This window comes from Bradyrhizobium erythrophlei (assembly GCF_042430365.1).
GTDB classification, from domain to species: domain Bacteria; phylum Pseudomonadota; class Alphaproteobacteria; order Rhizobiales; family Xanthobacteraceae; genus Bradyrhizobium; species Bradyrhizobium erythrophlei.
In genome coordinates this window covers 108,036-128,043 of record NZ_JBHMET010000187.1, presented here as the reverse complement: position 1 = coordinate 128,043, position 20,008 = coordinate 108,036, and the positions used below count along the sequence as shown (strand labels likewise).

The 20,008-nt window shown below is 65.4% G+C and carries 20 protein-coding genes; 11 read left to right on the top strand and 9 right to left on the bottom strand.

The annotated features are described in order from the left end of the window. Positions 1-180: 180 nt before the first annotated feature. The 3 genes from mtgA (at position 181) to ACFFWD_RS27000 (ending at position 1,937) form a co-directional block, all read left to right on the top strand. Positions 181-852, top strand: a complete 672-nt coding sequence (mtgA, locus tag ACFFWD_RS27010) for a monofunctional biosynthetic peptidoglycan transglycosylase (RefSeq protein ID WP_376970335.1) — start codon at positions 181-183, stop codon at positions 850-852. Between the two features lie 155 nt (positions 853-1,007). Further along, positions 1,008-1,193, top strand: a complete 186-nt coding sequence (rpmF, locus tag ACFFWD_RS27005) for a 50S ribosomal protein L32 (RefSeq protein ID WP_044536294.1) — start codon at positions 1,008-1,010, stop codon at positions 1,191-1,193. Between the two features lie 135 nt (positions 1,194-1,328). After that, positions 1,329-1,937: a hypothetical protein gene (locus tag ACFFWD_RS27000; protein WP_376970436.1), complete on the top strand. Its 609-nt coding sequence runs from the start codon at positions 1,329-1,331 to the stop codon at positions 1,935-1,937. Positions 1,938-1,947: 10 nt separating this feature from the next. Here the strand turns inward: ACFFWD_RS27000 and ACFFWD_RS26995 are convergent, their stop codons facing one another. Further along, entirely contained in the window at positions 1,948-2,271 is a 324-nt protein-coding gene (locus ACFFWD_RS26995; RefSeq protein ID WP_376970332.1) for a hypothetical protein, read from the bottom strand. 180 nt (positions 2,272-2,451) lie between these two features. Here ACFFWD_RS26995 and ACFFWD_RS26990 point away from each other — a divergent pair, with 180 nt between their 5' ends. The 4 genes from ACFFWD_RS26990 to ACFFWD_RS26975 all read left to right on the top strand — a co-directional run bounded on the left by ACFFWD_RS26990 (position 2,452) and on the right by ACFFWD_RS26975 (position 6,830). Further along, positions 2,452-4,140, top strand: a complete 1,689-nt coding sequence (locus tag ACFFWD_RS26990; RefSeq protein WP_376970330.1) for a putative bifunctional diguanylate cyclase/phosphodiesterase — start codon at positions 2,452-2,454, stop codon at positions 4,138-4,140. A 154-nt stretch (positions 4,141-4,294) separates the two neighbouring features. Further along, positions 4,295-4,813, top strand: coding sequence for a MarR family winged helix-turn-helix transcriptional regulator (locus tag ACFFWD_RS26985; RefSeq protein ID WP_376970328.1), 519 nt, complete (start codon positions 4,295-4,297; stop codon positions 4,811-4,813). A 13-nt stretch (positions 4,814-4,826) separates the two neighbouring features. Continuing rightward, positions 4,827-5,798, top strand: coding sequence for a Bug family tripartite tricarboxylate transporter substrate binding protein (locus tag ACFFWD_RS26980; RefSeq protein ID WP_376970326.1), 972 nt, complete (start codon positions 4,827-4,829; stop codon positions 5,796-5,798). Between the two features lie 18 nt (positions 5,799-5,816). Then, on the top strand, positions 5,817-6,830 hold the full coding sequence (locus ACFFWD_RS26975; RefSeq protein ID WP_376970324.1) for a methyltransferase: 1,014 nt from the start codon (positions 5,817-5,819) through the stop codon (positions 6,828-6,830). 16 nt (positions 6,831-6,846) lie between these two features. Here ACFFWD_RS26975 and phaR read toward each other — a convergent pair whose 3' ends face one another. Further along, complete coding sequence (gene phaR / locus ACFFWD_RS26970; RefSeq protein ID WP_376970322.1) at positions 6,847-7,434, bottom strand: polyhydroxyalkanoate synthesis repressor PhaR; 588 nt, start codon at positions 7,432-7,434, stop codon at positions 6,847-6,849. Between the two features lie 325 nt (positions 7,435-7,759). Between phaR and ACFFWD_RS26965 the strand changes: the two genes are divergently transcribed. From ACFFWD_RS26965 to yddG, 3 genes are all read left to right on the top strand, one after another. After that, a complete protein-coding gene (locus tag ACFFWD_RS26965) occupies positions 7,760-8,938 on the top strand; it encodes an acetyl-CoA C-acetyltransferase (protein ID WP_376970320.1) in 1,179 nt (392 codons plus the stop codon). 176 nt (positions 8,939-9,114) lie between these two features. Then, the gene (gene phbB, locus ACFFWD_RS26960) at positions 9,115-9,840 is read left to right on the top strand and encodes an acetoacetyl-CoA reductase (protein WP_376970318.1); all 726 of its coding nucleotides are present in this window, start codon (positions 9,115-9,117) and stop codon (positions 9,838-9,840) included. A gap of 164 nt (positions 9,841-10,004) precedes the next feature. Beyond that, positions 10,005-10,874 (top strand): aromatic amino acid exporter YddG, encoded by an 870-nt coding sequence (gene yddG / locus ACFFWD_RS26955; protein WP_376970316.1) that lies wholly within the window; start codon positions 10,005-10,007, stop codon positions 10,872-10,874. 127 nt (positions 10,875-11,001) lie between these two features. Here yddG and ACFFWD_RS26950 read toward each other — a convergent pair whose 3' ends face one another. Continuing rightward, a complete protein-coding gene (locus tag ACFFWD_RS26950) occupies positions 11,002-11,433 on the bottom strand; it encodes a cupin domain-containing protein (protein WP_376970314.1) in 432 nt (143 codons plus the stop codon). Then, the gene (gloB, locus tag ACFFWD_RS26945; protein WP_376970312.1) at positions 11,433-12,200 is read right to left on the bottom strand and encodes a hydroxyacylglutathione hydrolase; all 768 of its coding nucleotides are present in this window, start codon (positions 12,198-12,200) and stop codon (positions 11,433-11,435) included. Before gloB ends, ACFFWD_RS26950 begins: the two co-directional genes overlap by 1 nt. Positions 12,201-12,330: 130 nt before the next feature. Here gloB and ACFFWD_RS26940 point away from each other — a divergent pair, with 130 nt between their 5' ends. Continuing rightward, on the top strand, positions 12,331-13,065 hold the full coding sequence (locus tag ACFFWD_RS26940; protein ID WP_376970310.1) for a class I SAM-dependent methyltransferase: 735 nt from the start codon (positions 12,331-12,333) through the stop codon (positions 13,063-13,065). A gap of 170 nt (positions 13,066-13,235) precedes the next feature. On the opposite strand, the gene ACFFWD_RS26935 is transcribed toward ACFFWD_RS26940, so the two are convergent. From ACFFWD_RS26935 to ACFFWD_RS26915, 5 genes are all read right to left on the bottom strand, one after another. Continuing rightward, entirely contained in the window at positions 13,236-13,967 is a 732-nt protein-coding gene (locus tag ACFFWD_RS26935; RefSeq protein WP_376970308.1) for a DUF4167 domain-containing protein, read from the bottom strand. 442 nt (positions 13,968-14,409) lie between these two features. Beyond that, the gene (gene prmC, locus ACFFWD_RS26930; RefSeq protein WP_376970434.1) at positions 14,410-15,261 is read right to left on the bottom strand and encodes a peptide chain release factor N(5)-glutamine methyltransferase; all 852 of its coding nucleotides are present in this window, start codon (positions 15,259-15,261) and stop codon (positions 14,410-14,412) included. Positions 15,262-15,403: 142 nt separating this feature from the next. Further along, positions 15,404-16,483 carry a peptide chain release factor 1 gene (gene prfA / locus ACFFWD_RS26925; protein WP_376970306.1) on the bottom strand — a complete coding sequence of 360 codons (1,080 nt, stop codon included), beginning with the start codon at positions 16,481-16,483 and terminating at the stop codon, positions 15,404-15,406. A 54-nt stretch (positions 16,484-16,537) separates the two neighbouring features. Continuing rightward, complete coding sequence (ptsP, locus tag ACFFWD_RS26920; RefSeq protein ID WP_376970304.1) at positions 16,538-18,805, bottom strand: phosphoenolpyruvate--protein phosphotransferase; 2,268 nt, start codon at positions 18,803-18,805, stop codon at positions 16,538-16,540. A gap of 371 nt (positions 18,806-19,176) precedes the next feature. Next, on the bottom strand, positions 19,177-20,008 hold an 832-nt coding region (locus tag ACFFWD_RS26915), incomplete at its 5' end, for an aspartate kinase (protein ID WP_376970302.1).

Genomic DNA, 20,008 nt, shown 5'->3' with positions numbered 1-20,008 from the left:
AGAATTGCTCCAGATCGATTTTCGGCCGGACAATCGTTGATGGGACCGGCTTCGTCAATTCCAGATGGAGGGCAGAAGACGCCTTAAAAGTGCTGGAAAAACCGTGAATTATCCCACAGACGTCGGTCAAGGCCGGCCCGTTCCGGCTGCGGCGACCGCGTCGAGCCGGAAAGGGCCATTTTGCGCATCGTTCAAATTTTATTGCTGTTTTTGCTGGCCCTGCTGTTGCTGCCCTATCTGATGACGCCGTTCTACCGCACCGGCCATCCGGTCTCGGCGCTGATGGCCTGGCGCACCCTGAAGGGCGCGCCGGTGGTGCGGCACTGGGTCGATTTCAGCGCGATGTCGCCCTATCTGGCCCGCTCGGTGGTCGGCTCGGAGGATGCCAAGTTCTGCAGCCATCGCGGCGTCGATTGGGGCGCGCTGCGCGAGGCCATTGACGATGCCGAGGACGGCGAGGCGGCGCGCGGCGGCTCGACGATCACCCAGCAGCTTGCCAAGAACCTGTTCCTCTGGCCCGGCCGCAGTGTGATCCGCAAGGGCCTGGAACTGCCGCTGGCGCTCTGGATCGATTTCGTGCTGCCGAAGCAGCGAATCCTCGAAATCTACCTCAACATCGCCGAAATGGGGCCGTCGGGGCAGTTCGGCGTCGAAGCCGGTTCCCAATATGCCTTCGGCCGCTCCGCCGCGGGTCTGTCGCCGCGCGAGGCGGCGCTGCTGGCGGCGATCCTGCCCAATCCGGTCAGGCGCAGTGCCCGCAACCCGGGGCCGGGGGTGCGGCGCCTGTCCGCGACCTATATGGTCCGGGCCAACGCGGTCGAGCGCTGCTGGCGCGAAAATCGCGCCTTTTGAGCCGATTTCGGGCACATTTTCCTGCTTGCCACCCTAGCTTTACGCGGTCCCTTCCTCTATAAGCGCGGCCTTACCGGCATCGCAGCATGCGCTTACAGCGCTGTGCCGTCCGCATTTCGGACGATGCCTCCGCAACACCCCTAGAGGACACCGTCATGGCCGTTCCCAGAAGAAAAACCTCGCCTTCGCGCCGTGGCATGCGCCGCTCGGCCGATGCGCTCAAGACCCCGACCTATGTCGAGGACAAGGACTCCGGCGAGCTGCGCCGTCCGCACCACCTCGACCTCAAGACCGGCATGTACAAGGGCCGCCAGGTCCTGAAGGCCAAGAAAGAGTCCTGACCGGATATCCGGCCTGCGCGGCGATCGGCCGCGCGGCGCCACGCCTGATCTCGGCCACCGCGTGCGATATGGGCGCGTGTGCAGCGCGAACGCATCGCTGCAATGCTCGGTTCTCCTGATGAAAGCCCAGCCCTGATGGTCGGTTTCCCGCTGCTCCTGATTCCGCTCGCGGTCTACAACATCATCGTCTTCCTGATGCCCGGCGCGTCCTTCACGGACCCGCTGATCAAGTTGCCGTTGATGTCGGGCGCGGAATGGCAGGTGACGCTGAGCGACGTGCTGCTTGCGGTCGCCGCGCTGTTGCTGTTGCTCGAGGTGATCAAGGGCGCCCGGCCCGGCGCGAAATATCTCACCGACCATCTGCTGTCGCTGATCGTGTTCGGCGCTGCTGCCGCCGAATTCGTGCTCTGGCCGAAATTCGCGACCTCGACCTATTTCCTGCTGACCCTGCTCGCGCTGGTTGATTTCCTCTCCGGGATTGCGCTGCGCACGCGCCGTCGTGCACTGGCGGCGCCGACGGTGTCTGCCGCAACGGCGAGCCAGCCTGCGCGCAAGGTTGAACCTGAGCCAGCGCGCGAACCGCATGTCGATCCTGCGCCGGCAGCGCCCGCGGCCTCGCCGGCGCCGGCGGCCGCCTCGGTCGCCGAGCAGGTGTTGCAGGATCATGCCGAGCCGCGGGCGTCTATCGCATCTGCCGAACTGCCGGCGGGCGGTCAGCCGCCGGCAGGCACGCCGCAGCGCTAGCTCTCAGATTCTAGACGATCTGCCGGGTCCGCCGCGCGACGCTGCGGCGCTCGTAGACATGCGGGCCGTAGGCGGTCTGCGCATCCGCCAGCGATCCTCGCCGCAGGCCGCGGGTCTGCGGCTCATGCGCGGCGGTCGCGATCAAATGGGCGATGAAGGACGGGTCGGCCTGAGGCAGCGGGATCTTGGGTGCCCAATGGGTGGTCGCGGCCAGCGGCACCAGCTCGGTGCAGGCGGGCTCGCCATCGTTGACGATCTCGACGTCCGGGACCTCTGATTGGTTGATATCCAGCATCTCGCTCAAAGCCTGCCCGACCGTCACATTTTGGGACATTGCGCCCCTCCACGCTCTGGTCGTGGCAAGGATTATGCCGGCAGCCTCGGTTTCGTTCCTTGTCACAGCCAAACGTGGTTTCCAGATTATTTATCAAACTCGCCTAGCGTCCGATTCGTGTGAACCACTATCCTTGGGTGCAGGAATCACCCGGTGGTATCCCAAAACGAGGCAAGCTCGATGCCCCCTGTCCCGCCAGCTGCCAGCATCCTTGCCTCGCTCGGCCAGGCGACCTTCGTCTGGGATCTCGCAACCGACGCGATCGCCTGGAGCGACAACGCGGCGGCGGTCTTTCCTGACATCCCGCCGGAGCAGCTCGCGAGTGGCGCCGAGCTCGCCAAGCTGATCGAACCGTCGCGCTCGGTTCGATCCGAGGCGCTGGGCCATCCGGCGCCGGTCCGGAGCGGTGAGGCGGTCCCGTACCGGATCGAGTACGGCGTGCGTGCGGCGACCTCCGCGCCGGTGCTCTGGATCGAGGAAACCGGCTGCTGGTTTGCAGGCAGCGACGGCCGGCCGGCGCGTGCGCAAGGCGTGGTCCGCATCAACAATGAGCGCCACGCCCGCGACGAGCAGCTCCTGAAGCTGTCGCGGCATGATCCGCTGACCAATGAGCTCAACCGCACCCATCTGATCGCCTCGCTCGCCGAGACGATCGAGGAGTGCACGCGCTTCCGCTCCTCCTGCGCCTTCATGCTGATCGGCATCGATCATCTGGCGCGCGTCAACGACGCCTTCGGCTTCGACGTCGCCGACGCCGTGATCGCCGAGGTCGCCAAGCGGATCCGCGCCCGGCTGCGCGGCGGCGACATGCTCGGCCGCTTCTCCGGCAACAAGTTCGGCCTGATCCTGCGCAACTGCACCGTCGACGACACCAATGTCGCGGCGGAACGCTTTCTGGCTGCCGTGCGCGACGAGGTTGTGCCGACCAAATCCGGTCCGGTGTCGGTGACGGCCTCGATCGGTGCCGTCACCATCCCGCGTCACGCGCGGTCCGCCGAGGAGGCGATCAACCGCGCCCAGGAAACGCTCGACGCCGCCAAGAACCGCCGCGCCGGATCGTTCGCGCTGTGGAAGCCGAATGTCGAGCGCGACGCCCAGCGCCGCGTCAACATCCGCGTCACCGACGAGATCGTCACCGCGCTAAACGAACGGCGGATCGTGGTCGGGTTCGAGCCCGTCGTCGACGCGCGCTCGCGGCAACCGGCGTTCTACGAATGTCTGGTCCGCATGGAGCAGGGGGACGGCCAGGCGCTGCTCGCGCCGGATATCGTGCCGGTCGCCGAGCGGCTCGGCCTGATCCGGTTGGTCGATCATCGCGTGCTCGAACTCGCGGTGGCCGAGCTTGCAGCCGCGCCGAATGTGCAGCTCAGCCTCAACATCTCGCCCGACACGACGATGGATCCGGATTGGTGGACCACGATCGAATCGCTGATGCGCGCCCATCCCGGCGTCGGCGAGCGGCTGATCGTCGAGATCACCGAGACGGTCGCGATCCAGGACATCGATGACGTGCGCGGCTTCGTCACGCGGCTGAAGAATTTCGGCAGCCGGATCGCGATCGACGATTTCGGCGCCGGCTACACCTCGTTCCGTAACTTGCGCAAGCTCGGCGTCGATATCGTGAAGATCGACGGCGCGTTCGTGCAGAACATCGCGCGCTCGGCCGACGACCGCGCTTTCGTGCAGACGCTGATCGATCTCGCCCGCCGCCTTCAGATCAAGACGGTCGCCGAATGGGTGCAGGACGAAGAGGCCGCGGTGATGCTGCGCGAGTGGGGCTGCGACTTCATCCAGGGCCGCCTGATCGGGCTGGCCTCGCCGGACCGGCCGTGGAGCGCGCCGGAGACGAAGCTGCCGGCGGCGGGGTGATTGCAGCCGGACTTTGGTGCGAGGACCCTGAAACTCGACCGCCTCAAGCGATTTGTCGGCGTGACGGGGCCGGTCCCGCCGCCCTGCGCCGCAGTGAGCCATTGACGAAATACTAAATATTCTTATTATTAGAAAACTTATTATCGGCTGGCCGATGAGCGCAGAGCATCCCACGGCGGATACGATTCTGGTCTCGCACCGGGTCCCCGCGCATCTTGCGCGCCGGTTTCACCAACTGTGCCTTGGCGTCACGGCGGAAATTCTCGGCCGTGAAGGCCTCACGCCGCTGCAGTGGGCGGTGCTAGCCGCCATCGCGGAAGAGCCGGGGAGTGGCCAGCGGCACGTCGCGAGGCGGATCGGCATCGACGCGGTCACGCTCGGGCAGATCATCGAATTCCTCGAGCAAAAAGGCCTGGTGCAACGCCAGATCGATCCCGACGACCGGCGGGCGCGACAGCTTTTCCTCGCCCGCCGCGGCGCAGAGTTGCGCCGTCGGCTGCGTCCCTCATTGCTTGCCGCACAGGATCGCATCCTGGCGCCGCTGACCAAAATGGAGCGTGCGTCGCTGCTGGACATGCTCGTGCGCGTCATTGAAGCCAACAATAGCTACGCGCGCCCAGGAAATGGCCGGCGCAAGCCGCGCCGTAAATTGGAGTCCCATCCCCACCCCTAGAGCGGAGGCGACCATGGAAATGTCCCGCCTGATCTCGATTGTGGTGTCGGTCTGCTTACTGCTGCTCAGTCCCGGAGGTGCGGCACAGGCCGGATGGCCGGAACGCCCCGTCAAGATGATCGTGACGTTTCCTCCCGGCAGCGCCAACGATGCGGCTGCGCGGATATTCGCGGATGCGCTGTCAAGGCGATGGGGAAAGCCGGTGGTCGTCGAAGATCGAACCGGTGCCGAGGGGACGATCGGGGTCGGCGCCTTTATTGCGGCGCAGGACGATCACACCTTGCTCTATACCGTCGGTGGTTCGGTGACCGTGGCGCCGCTTTTGATCGACAAGCTTCCTTATGACGTCGAGCGCGATCTGCAGCCGGTTGCGTCGACGACGTCGATTGTCCTCACCCTTGCCGTGAGCAACGGCCTTGGGGTCAGCACCATTCCCGAGCTGATCGACGTGCTGAGGGCGCAACCCGGCAAATACGCCTGGACCTCCGGGCCAACGCTGCCGAGATATGTCTTTGCGGCGTTCCTCAAGCGGCACGCGCTCTCGATGAACCATGTGAGCTACCGCGACGCGGCGCAGCCGCAAGCCGATCTGGGCGAGGGAAGGATCCAGGTGCTGGTGACCTCGCTCGCGGCGTCCCAATCACCCGTGCAAACCGGCAAGGCGCGCTTCCTTGCGGTGATCAATCCGACTCGCGCCGTTGTGTTGCCGGAGGTGAAAACGGCGCAGGAACTTGGCTATCCCGAACTCGAGATCAACGGTCTTGCCGGAATCTTTGGCGGCCGCAGCATGCCCGATGCTCTGAAGGCGCGGATTGCGGCGGATGTTGCCGCCGTCTGCGCAGATAGCGAGGTCCGTCGCAAGCTCGAGGCCGGCGGTCACAACGTCCTCTCCGGTACCGCAGACGAATTGAAGGCAGGAATCGAAAGGCAACGAAGTTGGCTCGCCGAAAATGGCCGGCTGGTCGATATCCGCGACGCCAGATAGCAAGCAGGAGGATGGGCCATGTCGTCACCGGCAGCGCTGACGCTTCTCGATCTGATCCAGTCGCATCGGATCACGGCTACGATCTACGTGGCGGCCAAGCTCGGGATTGCAGACCTCTTGTCGAGCGGAGCGAAACCATTCGATGACCTTGCCGCGGCGACCGGTGCGGACCGGTGCGCACTGGCGCGTCTCCTGGCAGCGCTGTCGACCATCGGGATCTGCGAGCGGACCGAGCATGACCACTACGCGCTGACCGCGACCGGGGCCGCGCTGGCGTCGACGGCACGGCCTTCGTTCAAGGCTTGGGCGATCTTCGAGGGGGAAATGCTTTCGCGCTCATGGGCCGGCATGCTGGAGACGATCATGACCGGCAAGACGGCGGCGCAGCTCCGCGGTTTCAACAGCAGCTTCGATATGATGGCCACCGCGCCAGACCAGGTGCGCATCTTCAATGCGGCGATGGCCGACCTCACCGGCCTTGTCACGGCCGATCTGCTGAACGCCTATGACTTCGGGCGCTTTTCCCATTTGATGGACGTGGGCGGTGGCTCGGGCGAACTGATTGGTGCGGTCCTCATGCGATATCCGCAAATCCGCGGCACGATCTTCGATCTGGCCCGCTGCGCCGCGGACGCGAATGCGCATCTCGCCGAATTGAAAATGACCGACCGGGCCAATTTTCTGGCAGGAGATTTCTTCGTCTCTGTGCCTGGCATCGCAGACGTAATCATCCTGAAGAGCGTCATCCACGACTGGGACGACGAGCGAAGTCACGCCATTCTTCACAACTGCCGGCAGGCGCTTCCCGCGCGCGGGACCCTGCTGCTGGTCGAGCGGATCATGCCGGAGGCGTTGCTGGCCTGCGATGAGCATAAATCGCATGCGCTCAGCGATCTGAACATGCTTCGCGGTCCCGGCGGCCAGGAGCGTGCCGAAGTCCAGTACCGTGAATTGCTCCGGCGAGCAGGACTTCGGACCGCGTCGATCACACCGGCGGGGCGATTCGCCGTGATCGAGGCGGTACCGGCCTAGGCAACGGGCAGAAGGCCTACTCGTCCTTCTTCGGCTGCGACATGCGCTCGAGGCGTTCCTGCATGTCCTTCATCTGGCGGCGAAGGTCGTCGATGTTGCTCTCGTCGTGCGCGGGCTCCGGCACCTTCTCCGGCTCGGCGTTCGTGCGCTGCGGCACGAACGGCTTGAACATCGAGAAGGTCTGCTGGAACAGCTCCATGTTGCGGCGGACCTGTTCTTCCAAGGGAGCAAAGGGCGTTCCGCTCAACGCGCCGGCGATCTGCTTGCGGAATTTCTCCTGCTCTTTGGTCAGCGTCTCGATCGACTGCTCGAGATATTTCGGAACCACCATCTGCATGCTGTCGCCGTAGAAGCGGATCAGCTGGCGCAGGAAGGTGGTGGGGAGCAGGTTCTGGCCGGCCTTGTTCTCCTGCTCGAAAATGATCTGTGCCAGCACCGAGCGGGTGATGTCGTCGCCGGTCTTGGCGTCATAGACGAGGAAATCCTCGCCCTCCTTCACCATCGCCGCGAGATCCTCGAGCGTCACATAGGTGCTCGTACCGGTATTATAGAGCCGCCGGTTCGCATATTTCTTGATCGTGGTGGGTTGTTCAGATTTTGCCATGGGCTCTCACTTCAACACCGAAGAACCTGGAACCCTACGGCATCGCCGCAGGGCTAAATGCAACGCATCGCAGCAAAGGTAAGCATTTTCAAAGCGGTTCGGCTACCGTTTTGTGCGGCACGGTTAATCCCAAAGCATAGGTATTGCTCAGGAAACTGCCAAGGGTGCTATTTTGAGTGCGTCGCGGCGCAAATTCGGCCACTGTCCGATTGACACCGATTGACACGCCTCAATCGGGTTAACAGGATACGAGCTAAGAGACAGGCCAGCCAACCGGCCGCCCGCCGTCGAGAAACCCAAGCCTAATAACCAATAGGAGATGTCCATGTCAGACGATGTCGTCATCGTCAGCGCCGCCCGCACCCCGGTCGGCAGCTTCAACGGCGCGTTCGCCACCACGCCGGCCCACGACCTTGGCGCGATCGCCATCAAGGCGGCGCTGGAGCGCGCCGGCGTCGAGCCGGGTCAGGTCTCCGAAGTCATCTTGGGCCAGATCCTGACCGCGGCGCAGGGCCAGAATCCGGCCCGCCAGGCGTCGATTTCGGCCGGTATTCCGGTTGAGAGCCCGGCCTGGGGCGTCAACCAGCTCTGCGGCTCGGGCCTGCGCTCGGTCGCGCTCGGCTACCAGGCGCTCGTCAACGGCGATTCGTCGGTGGTCGTCGCCGGGGGACAGGAATCCATGAGCATGGCCCCGCACGCCCAGTACCTGCGCGGCGGCGTCAAGATGGGCGGCCTCGAGCTGGTCGACACCATGATCAAGGACGGCCTCTGGGACGCCTTCAACGGCTACCACATGGGCAACACGGCGGAGAATGTCGCCAAGCAGTACCAGATCACCCGCGCGCAGCAGGACGAATTCGCCGTCGCCTCGCAGAACAAGGCCGAGGCCGCCCAGAAGGCCGGCAAGTTCAAGGACGAGATCGTCCCGGTGACCATCAAGAGCCGCAAGGGCGACGTCGTGGTCGATACGGACGAATATCCGCGCCATGGCGCCACCCTCGACGCGATGGCCAAGCTCCGCGCGGCCTTCGAAAAGGACGGCACGGTGACCGCCGGCAACGCCTCGGGCATCAATGACGGCGCCGCCGCCGTGGTGCTGATGACCGCCAAGGAAGCGGCCAGGCAGGGCAAGACGCCGCTCGCCCGCATCGTGTCGTGGGGGCAGGCTGGCGTCGATCCCAAGATCATGGGCACCGGCCCGATCCCCGCCTCGCGCACCGCGCTGAAGAAGGCCGGCTGGAACATCGCCGACCTCGACCTGATCGAGGCCAACGAGGCGTTCGCGGCGCAGGCCTGCGCCGTCAACAAGGACCTCGGCTGGGATCCGGCCAAGGTCAACGTCAACGGCGGTGCGATCGCGATCGGCCATCCGATCGGCGCCTCGGGCGCCCGCGTGCTGGTGACGCTGCTGCACGAGATGCAGAAGCGCGATGCCAAGAAGGGCCTCGCCACGTTGTGCATCGGCGGCGGCATGGGCATCGCAATGTGCGTTGCACGCGACTGAACAAGAGGCAGCGGAGCGGGTTGGATGATGAAAAGATCATCTGTCAACCACGGCGCGAGCTGATAAATAAGATGCCCGGCTTTGTGCCGGGCATTTTTGTTTTGAAGTGCGAGTGAGTGCGACTGCGAAAACCGGAGCTATTCCGGTTGAAAAAGACGGCCAAGGAGGAGACGGACATGGCACGTGTTGCATTGGTGACGGGCGGAACGCGGGGCATCGGAGCTGCGATCAGCAAGGGACTGAAAGCGGCCGGCTACAAGGTGGCGGCGAGCTACGCCGGCAATGATGCTGCCGCGGAGAAGTTCAAGGCGGAGACCGGCATCCCCGTCTACAAGTGGGACGTCGCCTCGTTCGACGAGTGCGCGGCCGGCGTGAAGAAGGTCGAGGCCGAGCTCGGCCCGGTCGACGTGCTGGTCAACAATGCCGGCATCACCCGCGATACCGCCTTCCACAAGATGACGCTCGAGCAGTGGAATGCCGTGATCAACACCAATCTCGGCTCGCTGTTCAACATGACGCGCCAGGTGATCGAGGGCATGCGCGCGCGCAAGTTCGGCCGCATCATATCGATCTCCTCGATCAACGGCCAGAAGGGCCAGTTCGGCCAGGTCAACTATTCGGCGGCGAAGGCCGGCGATATCGGCTTCACCAAGGCGCTCGCGCTGGAGAACGCCAAGGGCGGCATCACCGTCAACGTGATCGCGCCGGGCTACATCAACACCGAGATGGTGCAGGCCGTGCCGAAGGACGTTCTGGAAAAGAACGTGATTCCGCAGATCCCGGTCAACCGCCTCGGCGAGCCCGAGGAGATCGCGCGCGCGGTCGTGTTCCTGGCCGCGGACGACGCCGGCTTCATCACCGGCTCGACGCTGACCATCAACGGCGGTCAGTATCACGCTTGACCGCCGCGCGGCGTCGCGACGCACGCGATAGCGATAAAGTGGTCATGCCCGGCCTTGTGCCGGGCATTGACGTCTTTACAAGGGTGGGCCCGAACAACGACGACGTGGCTGCGGTACCTCGCGCGAAGACGCGCGTCGCGCGTGCATGGCCCGGAAGTGCCCCGATGACGACCCGTACAGCTACCCTTGTTGGATTGACCGCCATCCTGATGTGGTCGCTGTTGTCGGTGATGACGGTTGCGACCGGAAAGATCCCGGCGTTTCAGCTCGCCGCCATGACGTTCACGATCGGCGCCGCGGTCGCGTTCGCAAGCTTCCTGTTTCGCCCCATAGCGTTCGGCGCGCTGAAGCAGCCGGCGGTGGCCTGGGTCGTCGGCGTCGGCGGGCTGTTCGGCTATCACGCGCTCTACTTCCTCGCGCTGCGCTACGCGCCGCCGGCGGAAGCCGGGCTGTTGAACTATCTCTGGCCGCTGCTGATCGTGCTGTTCTCCTCGCTGTTGCCGGGCGAGCGGCTCGCCGCGCACCACATCATCGGCGCGGTGCTCGGCCTCGTCGGCACCGTGCTCCTGTTCGTCGGCAACACCGGCAGTTTTACGCCGGGCCAGATTCCGGGCCTTGCCGCGGCCTTTGTCGCGGCCTTCGTCTGGGCGTCCTATTCGGTGATGTCGCGCCGCCTCAAGGCGGTGCCGACCGATGCGGTGGCGGGCTTCTGCCTCGCGACCGCGGTGCTGGCTGCGCTCGTCCACATGATGGTGGAGACCACGATCTGGCCGGAAACGCCGCTGCAATGGCTCGCGGTCACAGCGCTCGGCATCGGCCCGGTGGGGGCGGCGTTCTTCACCTGGGATATCGGCATGAAGCGCGGCGACATCCGCGTGCTGGGGGCCGCCTCCTACGCGACGCCGCTGCTCTCGACCGCGTTCCTGATCCTCGCAGGGTTCGCAAAACCCAGCGCCAACATCGCCATCGCCGCGATCCTGATCGCCGGCGGCGGCCTGATCGCGGCGAAGGATATGGTGTGGAGAAAATCCTAGGTGTGGGGAAAGTAGGGTGGGCAAAGGCGCACTTGCGCCGTGCCCACCATCGATACTTCGCTCGTAATGGTGGGCACGCTTCGCTTTGCCCACCCTACGAAGCTCGCGCCCCGCGGTCGACGAGCGTCTACGCCGGCTCCCATCCCTTTGGCGCCATCTCGAATGCCGCAAACTCGAATCCCGGCGCCACGGTGCAGCCGACCAGCGTCCAGTCGCCGCTACTCTCGGCGGCCTGCCAGGCGTCGGCGGGCACGATCGCCTGTGGCCGTTCGCCGGCCACGACGTCGGGCCCGAGCTGGACCGTGTGCTCGGTGCAGCCCTCATGCGCGATCCGCAGGATCAGCGGCGCGCCTGCGTAATAGTGCCAGATCTCGACCGCATCGATGCGGTGCCAGTGCGAGCGCTCGCCACGCGCGAGCAGGTAATAGATCGCGGTCGAACAGGATCGCCCGTTGGCGTCGGTGCGCGTGTCGCGAAACGTCTCGCGATAGTGCCCACCTTCGGGATGCGGCTTCAGCTCGAGCCGCGCGATCACATCGGCAGCCGAGGGCTGTGACATCAGGATTTGTTCTTGCGTTCGCGGAGCTCGCCGAACACCTGGGCAGGGTCGGCGCCCTTCATATGCAGCTTGGCCGCGACCGACGGCTCGTCGGCACGTAGGAACACATTGGCTTTCTTCTCGTCGCCGAGCAGCGTCGGGACGGTCGGCTTGTTGTCGGCACGCAGTTTCGCGACTTCCGCGGCGCGGGCCTGCAGCGCCGGATTGTCGGGCTCGACCGTCAGCGCGAACTTGACGTTGGCGGCGGTGTATTCGTGGCCGCAGTAGAGGCGGAAGTCGTCGGGCAACGCGCGCAGCTTCAAAAGCGAATCCCACATCATGGGATAGTTGCCCTCGAACACCCGTCCGCAGCCGATCGAGAACAGCGTGTCGGCGGCGAACACCGCCTTCTCGCCGTCGAACACGTAGGAGATGTGGTCGAGCGTGTGGCCGGGCGTCTCAACCACGCGCGCCAACAGGCTGCCGACCTTGATCACGTCGGCATTGACTGCGCGCAGATCGACATTGGCGATCTTCGCCGACTTGTCGCGCGGGGCGACGACGCGGCAACCATATTTTTCCTTCAGCTCGGCGACGCCGCCGACATGGTCACCGTGATGGTGGGTGATCAGGATGTCGGTCAGTGTCCAGCCTTCGCGCTCCAGCGCCTTGATGATCGGGCCGGCCTCGGGCGCGTCGATCGACGCCGTGGCTTTGGTCGCGGGATCGTGGATCAGGTAACCGAAATTGTCGGTGAGGCAGGGGAAGGTGCGAATCTCGGCGGCCATGGTATCTCCACGAACAAAACGGACGGGTGTCTAACACGCCCAATATAGGGGTGAAATATGGCGTTAACGCTCATGCGGCAACGCAATTTTCCGCGCCCCGCGGCCGCGTGCGGCATGTTAGGCTGGATATATGGACGTCATCGACCTCCGGGATTTCTATTCTCAGCGCCTCGGCATCGTGGCGCGGCAGCTCATCAACCGCGGTATTCGCGAGCGCTGGCCCAATGCGGAGGGCCAGCGCGTGCTCGGGCTCGGCTATCCGACGCCCTATCTCGGCCTGTTCCGCGAATCCTGCGAGCGCTGCATCGCCTTCATGCCGGCGGCGCAGGGCGTCTTGAAATGGCCGACCGGCCGGCCGGCACTGGCGACCCTGATCGACGAGTTCTCGATGCCGCTGCCGGACGCCGCGGTCGACCGCGTGCTTCTGGTGCATGCGCTTGAAATGTCCGACGATCCGGAGCGGCTGTTGCGCGAGGTCTGGCGCGTGCTGGCGCCGTCGGGGCGGCTGATCGCCGTGATTCCGAATCGCCGCGGCGTGTGGACGCGCACCGATACCACGCCGTTCGGCCATGGCCGGCCCTATTCGCGCGCGCAGATCACGCAATTGCTGCGGCAGACCTGGTTCACGCCGGCGGCCTGGGGCGAGGCGCTGTTCATGCCGCCGGTCGCCGGCGGCTGGTTCCTGCGATCGGCGATGGCGTGGGAGCGCGTCGGTGCGGCGCTGTCGCTGCCGTTCGCCGGCGTGCACATTGTCGAGGCCAGCAAGCAGGTCTATCGCGCGATCCCCGCCACCCGTGAGCGCACACGCCTGATCCCGTCGCTGCAGCCGGTGCTGGTGCCGTCGTCGCCGGGGGCACGGGGCTAGCGCATTTTCGGGTTCTGCTTGAATCCGAACCGAAGCTTTAGATTCTAGTTTTGACGCGTCTTCTTCACGCGAACCGGCGGCGGCGTCGCGCGAAAATGCCATGGTGAAAATAAAAGGGCGGGCCGCTTGTCGCGAGGCCCGCCCCAATCTTCAGCAATTGATCCGAAAGCTTACTCGTTGCCCGGATTGACGTCCTCGCTCGGCGCGGGCTGGGCGGCCATGTCGGGACGCGGCCCGTGCGGACGACGGCGACGACGCGGGAAGCGCTCGCCACGTTCGCTGCGTTCACCGCCGCCATTGCCTTCATAGGTACCGTTGACCTGCGGCTGCGGGGTGCCGGTGATGAAGGAGGGCAGGCGGTCGACGCCGCCGGCATCGGCCAGCACGGGCTGCGGCTGGTTCTGCGGCTGCGGTTGCTGCTGATATTGCGGCTGCGGACGTTGCTCACGCTCGCCGCGGTGCTCGCGCGGCTGTTGCTGGTCGCGCTGATAAGGCTGCTGGCCGCCTTCGCGCATGAAGGGTTGCTGCGGCACGAAGCCCGGCTCCTGGCCGAAGCTCGAATAGCCGTCATCATCGCTGTCGTCGGACGGCGTCGCCTCGGCATCGGGGCGCGGCGGCTGCTGATTCTGCCGGAACTGCTCCTGGGCGGCCGCGATGATGCGGTAGTAGTGTTCGGCGTGCTGGTAGTAGTTTTCGGCGGCGACGGGATCGCCGGAAGAGCGCGCATCGCGCGCGAGCTGGACATATTTCTCGGCAACGTGGGAGGCCGTGCCGCGGATTTTGATGTCGGGTCCGTTCGATTCATACACCCGCGTCAAGGGATTCTGGCCGCGCCGGTTATTGTTGTTGTTATTGTTGTTGTTCCGGTTGCGCATCCGCTTGTTGTTTTGACCGTTTCTCATGTCTCGCCTTCTATTCCAGCCCTGTGTTTTATTTCCGTCCATAGCTTCGTTCGATTCGGCGTGGCTTTAAGCGCACGGAATCGCACTCCCGTTCAAATTGGTTTCGATGTCGCCGACCATCGCGTTCAACAAAGACGCGTTCCCCAACCGCCGGCGTCTCGCCAGCGACCAAATCATTCCGCCTGTCGAGACAGGCCCAGTTCTCTCGCGTAAGTCTTCAAGCGCAATAACAGGCTTTCGTTCGCTTGGCGGTCGAGAGCAGCACAGCTCCGGCTATTGCGCTCAATATGACCTGCGGTTTTGGAACCTTTCGATCGGCGGGCTCTCGCTCAAGAACCCTGGTCATCACCCGTGGGCTACGGGGCCAGTACCGATGTTGTGCCCGGAACGTAGTCGTTCCCGGGGGTAATTCCAAGAGGTTTTTTTGCGTTCGAATAGGACTTTATCGGGGCAACCGGCGGCCGGAAACCACCCTCGGGATGCCTGCCAGATCGGTTTTTGGTGGCCCCGCTGGGGATAATCCGGCGGCCATCATCAACACTTCAACGTCGCCGCTCTGGCCCTGGCCGACCTCGACAACCAGAGCGCCATTCGCGGCCATAAGACCCGCAGATTGCGAGATCAGCGCGCGATAGGCATCGAGCCCGTCGGCCCCGCCGTCAAGTGCTGCGCGCGGGTCATGCTCGCGCACCTCGATCGCGAGATCCGCGATGTCGGCCGAGCGGATATAGGGCGGATTCGACACGATCAGGTCGAAGGGGCCGGTCAGGCCACTGGCATAGTCGCAGGCCAGGAAAGTGGCGCGATCGGCAAGCCCGAGCTGGGTGGCGTTCTCGCGCGCCGTCGTGAGCGCCTCGGTCGAGATGTCAGTGCCGAAGCCCTGCGCATTGCGCAGCTCCGAGAGCAGCGCGAGCAGGATCGCGCCGGTGCCAGTGCCGAGATCGGCTATCCGCAACGGACGATCAGTGGCGCCATCGGCGCGGACCAGCTCCAGCGCATGTTCGACCACCGTCTCGGTGTCGGGCCGCGGCACCAGCGTCGCGGCGGAGAGCTTGAGGGGCAGCCCCCAAAATTCCTTCATGCCGAGAATGCGCGCGACCGGCTCGCCGGCGAGGCGGCGTTGCGCGAAGGTCTCGAGGCGCTCCGATTCGCCTGATGTAAGCGCGCGATTCGCTGAAGAGATCATGCCGGTCAGATCGAGGCCGAGTGCGGCGCCGACCAGGAGCCGCGCGTCGAGCTCGGCGGAGTCGATCTGTGCGGCGTTGAGGTGTGCGGTGAGTGCGCGCCGCGCCATCTCGATGGTCTGGTTGATTAAGGGGCTCACGGAAAGCGCCGTCGTGTCGTAGCCCGGATGGAGCGCAGCGCAATCCGGGGCAGAGTTATCCGCGCATGCAAATCCCGGATTTCGCTTCGCTTCATCCGGGCTACGGACGTGCTCACGCCGCCGCACCTTGCGCGGCGAGCTGCGTGGCCTGGTGCTCGGTGGTCAGCGCGTCGATCAGTTCGCTTAAGCTTTCGCCGGCGATCACCTGCGGCAGCTTGTAGAGCGTCAGGTTGATGCGGTGGTCGGTGACGCGCCCTTGCGGGAAATTGTAGGTGCGGATGCGCTCGCTTCGGTCGCCGGACCCGACCTTCTCCTTGCGGTCGGCCGAGCGCGCGGCCTCGACGCGCTGCCGCTCGGCGTCATAGATGCGCGAGCGCAGGATGTTCATCGCAGACGCGCGATTCTTGTGCTGCGAGCGGCTGTCCTGCATCATCACTACGATGCCGGTCGGGATGTGGGTGATGCGGATCGCCGATTCCGTCTTGTTGACGTGCTGGCCGCCTGCGCCTCCCGCCCGCATGGTCTCGATCCGCAGATCCTCGTTCTTGATGTCGACATCGACATCCTCGACCTCGGGCAGCACCGCAACGGTGGCGGCCGAGGTATGGATGCGGCCCTGCGTCTCGGTGTCGGGCACGCGCTGCACGCGATGCACGCCGGATTCGAATTTCAGCTTCGCGAACGCGCCGCGGCCCTGCACCTCGGCGATGATTTCCTTGTAGCCGCCGACCGTGCCTTCGCTCGCCGAGATCACCTCGACCTTCCAGCCCTGCAGATTGGCGAAGCGCTCATACATCCGGAACAGGTCGCCGGCGAACAGCGAGGCCTCGTCGCCGCCGGTGCCGGCGCGGATTTCGAGCATCACGTTGCGGTCGTCCATCGCGTCCTTCGGCAGCAGCGCGACGCGGATCTTCTGCTCGAGCTCGCCGATCCGCGCTTGCAGCGTCTCAAGCTCGGCTTCCGCCATGCTGCGCATCTCCGCGTCAACGGCAGCATCCGCGAGCAGCGCCTCGGTGTCGGCAAGCTCGGTGCGCGCGTTACGATAGGCCTTCACCGCGTCGATCAGCGGGTTGATCTCGGCAAGCTCGCGGGTGATCGCAACGTAGCGATCGGAGCCGACCTGGCCCAACAGCTCCGCCTCGAGCGAAGCGTGGTGGGCGAGCAGGATGTCGAGTTTGGCTTCGGGTAGCATGGGCGATTCTCGGATTGCGGAAGGTGGGCGGTGGCGACGGCGACGGCAGCGTCGCTACAAGGCCAGCCCCTCGGCTTCGGCAAATTTCGTCAGCTGCTCGCGGATCGAGACGCTACCCGACGGCGCGTCGAGCAGCGGGTTGATCATCGCCTCGGCCTTCTTCGCGTCGAGGTCGAGGATCATCGCCTTCACCGGGCCGTGCGCGGTCGCCGACAGCGACAGCGAGCGATAGCCAAGCGCGATCAGCGCCAGCGCGCCGATCGGCTTCGAGGCCATCTCGCCGCACAGCGAGGCGGTCTTCTTCGCCGCCTGCGCCTTGCGCACGATGTCGCGCAGCGCGCGCAGGATCGGCGTCGACATGGTGTCGAAGCGATCCGAGACCTTGGCGTTGCCGCGGTCGACCGCGAACAGGAACTGGAACAGGTCGTTGGAGCCGACCGAGACGAAATCGACCTTCTTCAAGAGCTCGTCGAGCTGGTAGAGCAGGGCCGGCACCTCGACCATGGTGCCGACGTCGACGCGCTCGGGCAGCGAATGACCGTGCTGGCGTAGATAGGTCAATTCACGCTCGACGATCGCCTTGGCCTGGTCGAATTCGGCGACGTCGGAGATCATCGGGAACATGATCTTCAGCGCGCGGCCGCCGCCGGCGCGGAGCAGCGCGCGGATCTGGCCGCGCAGCAGGCCGGGACGGTCGAGGCCGAGCCGGATCGCGCGCCAGCCGAGCGCCGGGTTCTCCTCGATCACGGTCTCCATATAGGGCAGCGCCTTGTCGCCGCCGATATCGAGCGTGCGGAACGTGACGGGCTTTGCGCCCGCGGCGTCGAGCACGGTGCGATAGAGCGCGAGCTGGTCGCTCGAGCGTGGCAGGCTCGGGCTCACCATGAACTGCAGCTCGGTGCGGAACAGGCCGATGCCGGCGCTGCCGGTGTCGTCGATATGCGGCAGGTCGATGGTCAGGCCGGCATTGATCAAGAGCTCGATCGGCTGGCCGTCCTTGGTCACGCACGGCAAGTCGCGCAGCGCCGAATATTGCGCCTGCCGCCGCGCGCGGAAGCGCACCCGCTCGGCATAGGCGGATTCGATCTCGGCGGAGGGACGGACATAGATCTCGCCGGAGGTGCCGTCGACGATGATGGCGTCACCGGGATCGGCGATGCCGGGCGCATTCGGCACCTCGCCGACCGCGGGGATGCCGAGCGCGCGCGCCACGATCGAGACGTGGGAATTGGCGGTGCCTTCCTCGAGCACCAGGCCGCGCAGCCGCTTGCGGTCATAGTCGAGCAGCGCCGCAGGCCCCATCGCACGCGCGATCAGGATCGCATTGTCGGGCAGTTGCTCGCGCGAGGGCGCGTGGTCCTGGCCGACCAGCTGCCGCATCAGACGGTGGCCGAGATCCTCGAGGTCGTGCAGGCGGTCGCGCAAATAGGGGTCTGTCGAGCGCAGCATGCGCGCGCGGGTGTCGGACTGCACGCGTTCGACGGCGGCTTCCGCGGTCAGGCCGGTGGCGACTGCCTCGTGCAGCTTGTGCGACCAGCCCTGGTCGTTGGCGAACATGCGGTAGGCTTCCAGCACGTCGCGGTGCTCGCCGCCGTCAGCGACGTCGCCGCGCTCCAGCATTCGGTCGAGGTCGGAGCGGAGCTTGGCAAGCGCGGTGTCGAGCCGCTTGATCTCCTTCGGCAGGTCCTCGGCGATGTAATTGGTGATGACGACGCGCGGCTCGTGCAGCACGACATGGCCGAGCGCGATGCCGTCGGAGAGCACCGCGCCGGTCTTGTGCAGGGAGTGCCGCGCCGCGGGCTCCATGCCGGGCTGCGCCAGCGCCGCAAGCTCGCCGGAGGCGATCATCTCCGCCAGCACCATGGCGGTGGTCTGCAGCGCCTCGACCTCTTCCTCGACATAGGTGCGCTTGGCGCGGTTCTGCACCACCAGCACGCCGAGCGTGTTGCCGGCGCGCAGGATCGGCACGCCGAGGAACGAGTGGTAGATCTCTTCGCCGGTTTCCGGGCGGTAGGAGAAGGCCGGATGGCTCTGCGCGTCCGAGAGGTTCAGCGGCGTCGCCTCGCTGGCGACGAGGCCGACGAGGCCCTCATGCGCGCTCAGCACGGTGCGGTGCACGGCGTCGCGGTTCAGACCTTCGGTGGCATAGAGCTCGAGCGTGTTGTCGACCCGCAGCACATAGGTCGAGCAGACCTCGGCCACCATGTTGGCCGCGATCAGCACCACGATCTTGTCGAGGCGCTCCTGGGCGGAGACTTGCTCCGCCATGGTTTCGCGGAGCCGTCTCAGCAAGACGCGGGGGCCTCCCGACGCGCTCCGCATAGCTTTAAGTCCCTCCCCGCAAAACCAGCGTACCGGATGGCCGGCCGCTGGCGCAAAACGCGTCAAAGCCAACAATTTTAGTCATTCGGCGTCGCTGCAAGCGCCAGTCCCCGCCGAATCGGGATCGCCAAAACTGTGGCACAGTTTGCGGCAGCCCACCTGTCTGGCCGTATAGCCAATCGAGGCTTGCTTTGCCAAGCAAAACGCCTGCCAGTAGCAAATAACGTCTGCGTCAGCCCAATGCTGCGCCCGCTAAGAGAAATTCTAACTATCAGCCAAGCGCGCTGGCAGGCTCTCTTTCCTTCTCCCCCGTTCGGGAGAAGGCCGCCCGTGGCCACCCTCTTCCACAGGAGAGGAGGGGGTGGGCGGGCCTATGCCTGGTCGAGCCCGTACAGCGTGTGCAGGGTGCGCACCGCGAGCTCGGTATAGGCGGCGTCGATCAGCACGGAGAACTTGATCTCCGACGTGGTGATGGCGCGGATATTGATGTTGCGGTCCGCCAGCGCCTTGAACGCCTTCGCCGCGACGCCGGCATGGCTGCGCATGCCGCTGCCGATCACCGAGACCTTGGCGACGTCGGTCGCGGTGTCGAGCCGCGCATAGCCGATCTTGGCCTTGGCCGCCGCAATCGTCTCTTTGGCGCGGTTATAGTCGCTGGCCGGAACAGTGAAGGTGAGGTCGGTGGTCTTGCCGTCCTCGGACACGTTCTGCACGATCATGTCGACATTGATGTTGGCGTCCGCGAGCGGCCCGAAGATCGCGGCGGCGACCCCCGGCTTGTCCTCGACCTGGCGCACGGAAATCTGGGCTTCGTCCTTCGAGAAGGCGATGCCGGTGACGACGTGCATTTCCATGATTTCCTCCTCGCTGCAGATCAGCGTCCCCGGCGGCTGGTTGGCGTGCGGGTCGATATCCTCAGGCTTGTCGAAGCTCGAGCGGACGAAGATCGGCATGTTGTGCACCATGCCGAGTTCCACCGAGCGGACTTGCAGCACCTTGGCGCCCTGCGACGCCAGTTCCAGCATGTCCTCGAACGCGATTCGGTCGAGCCGGCGCGCCTTCGGCACCACCCGCGGGTCGGTGGTGTAGACGCCGTCGACGTCGGTGTAGATGTCGCAACGGTCGGCGCGCAGCGCGGCCGCGATCGCCACCGCCGAGGTGTCCGAGCCGCCGCGGCCGAGCGTCGTGATGCGGCCGGTCTGC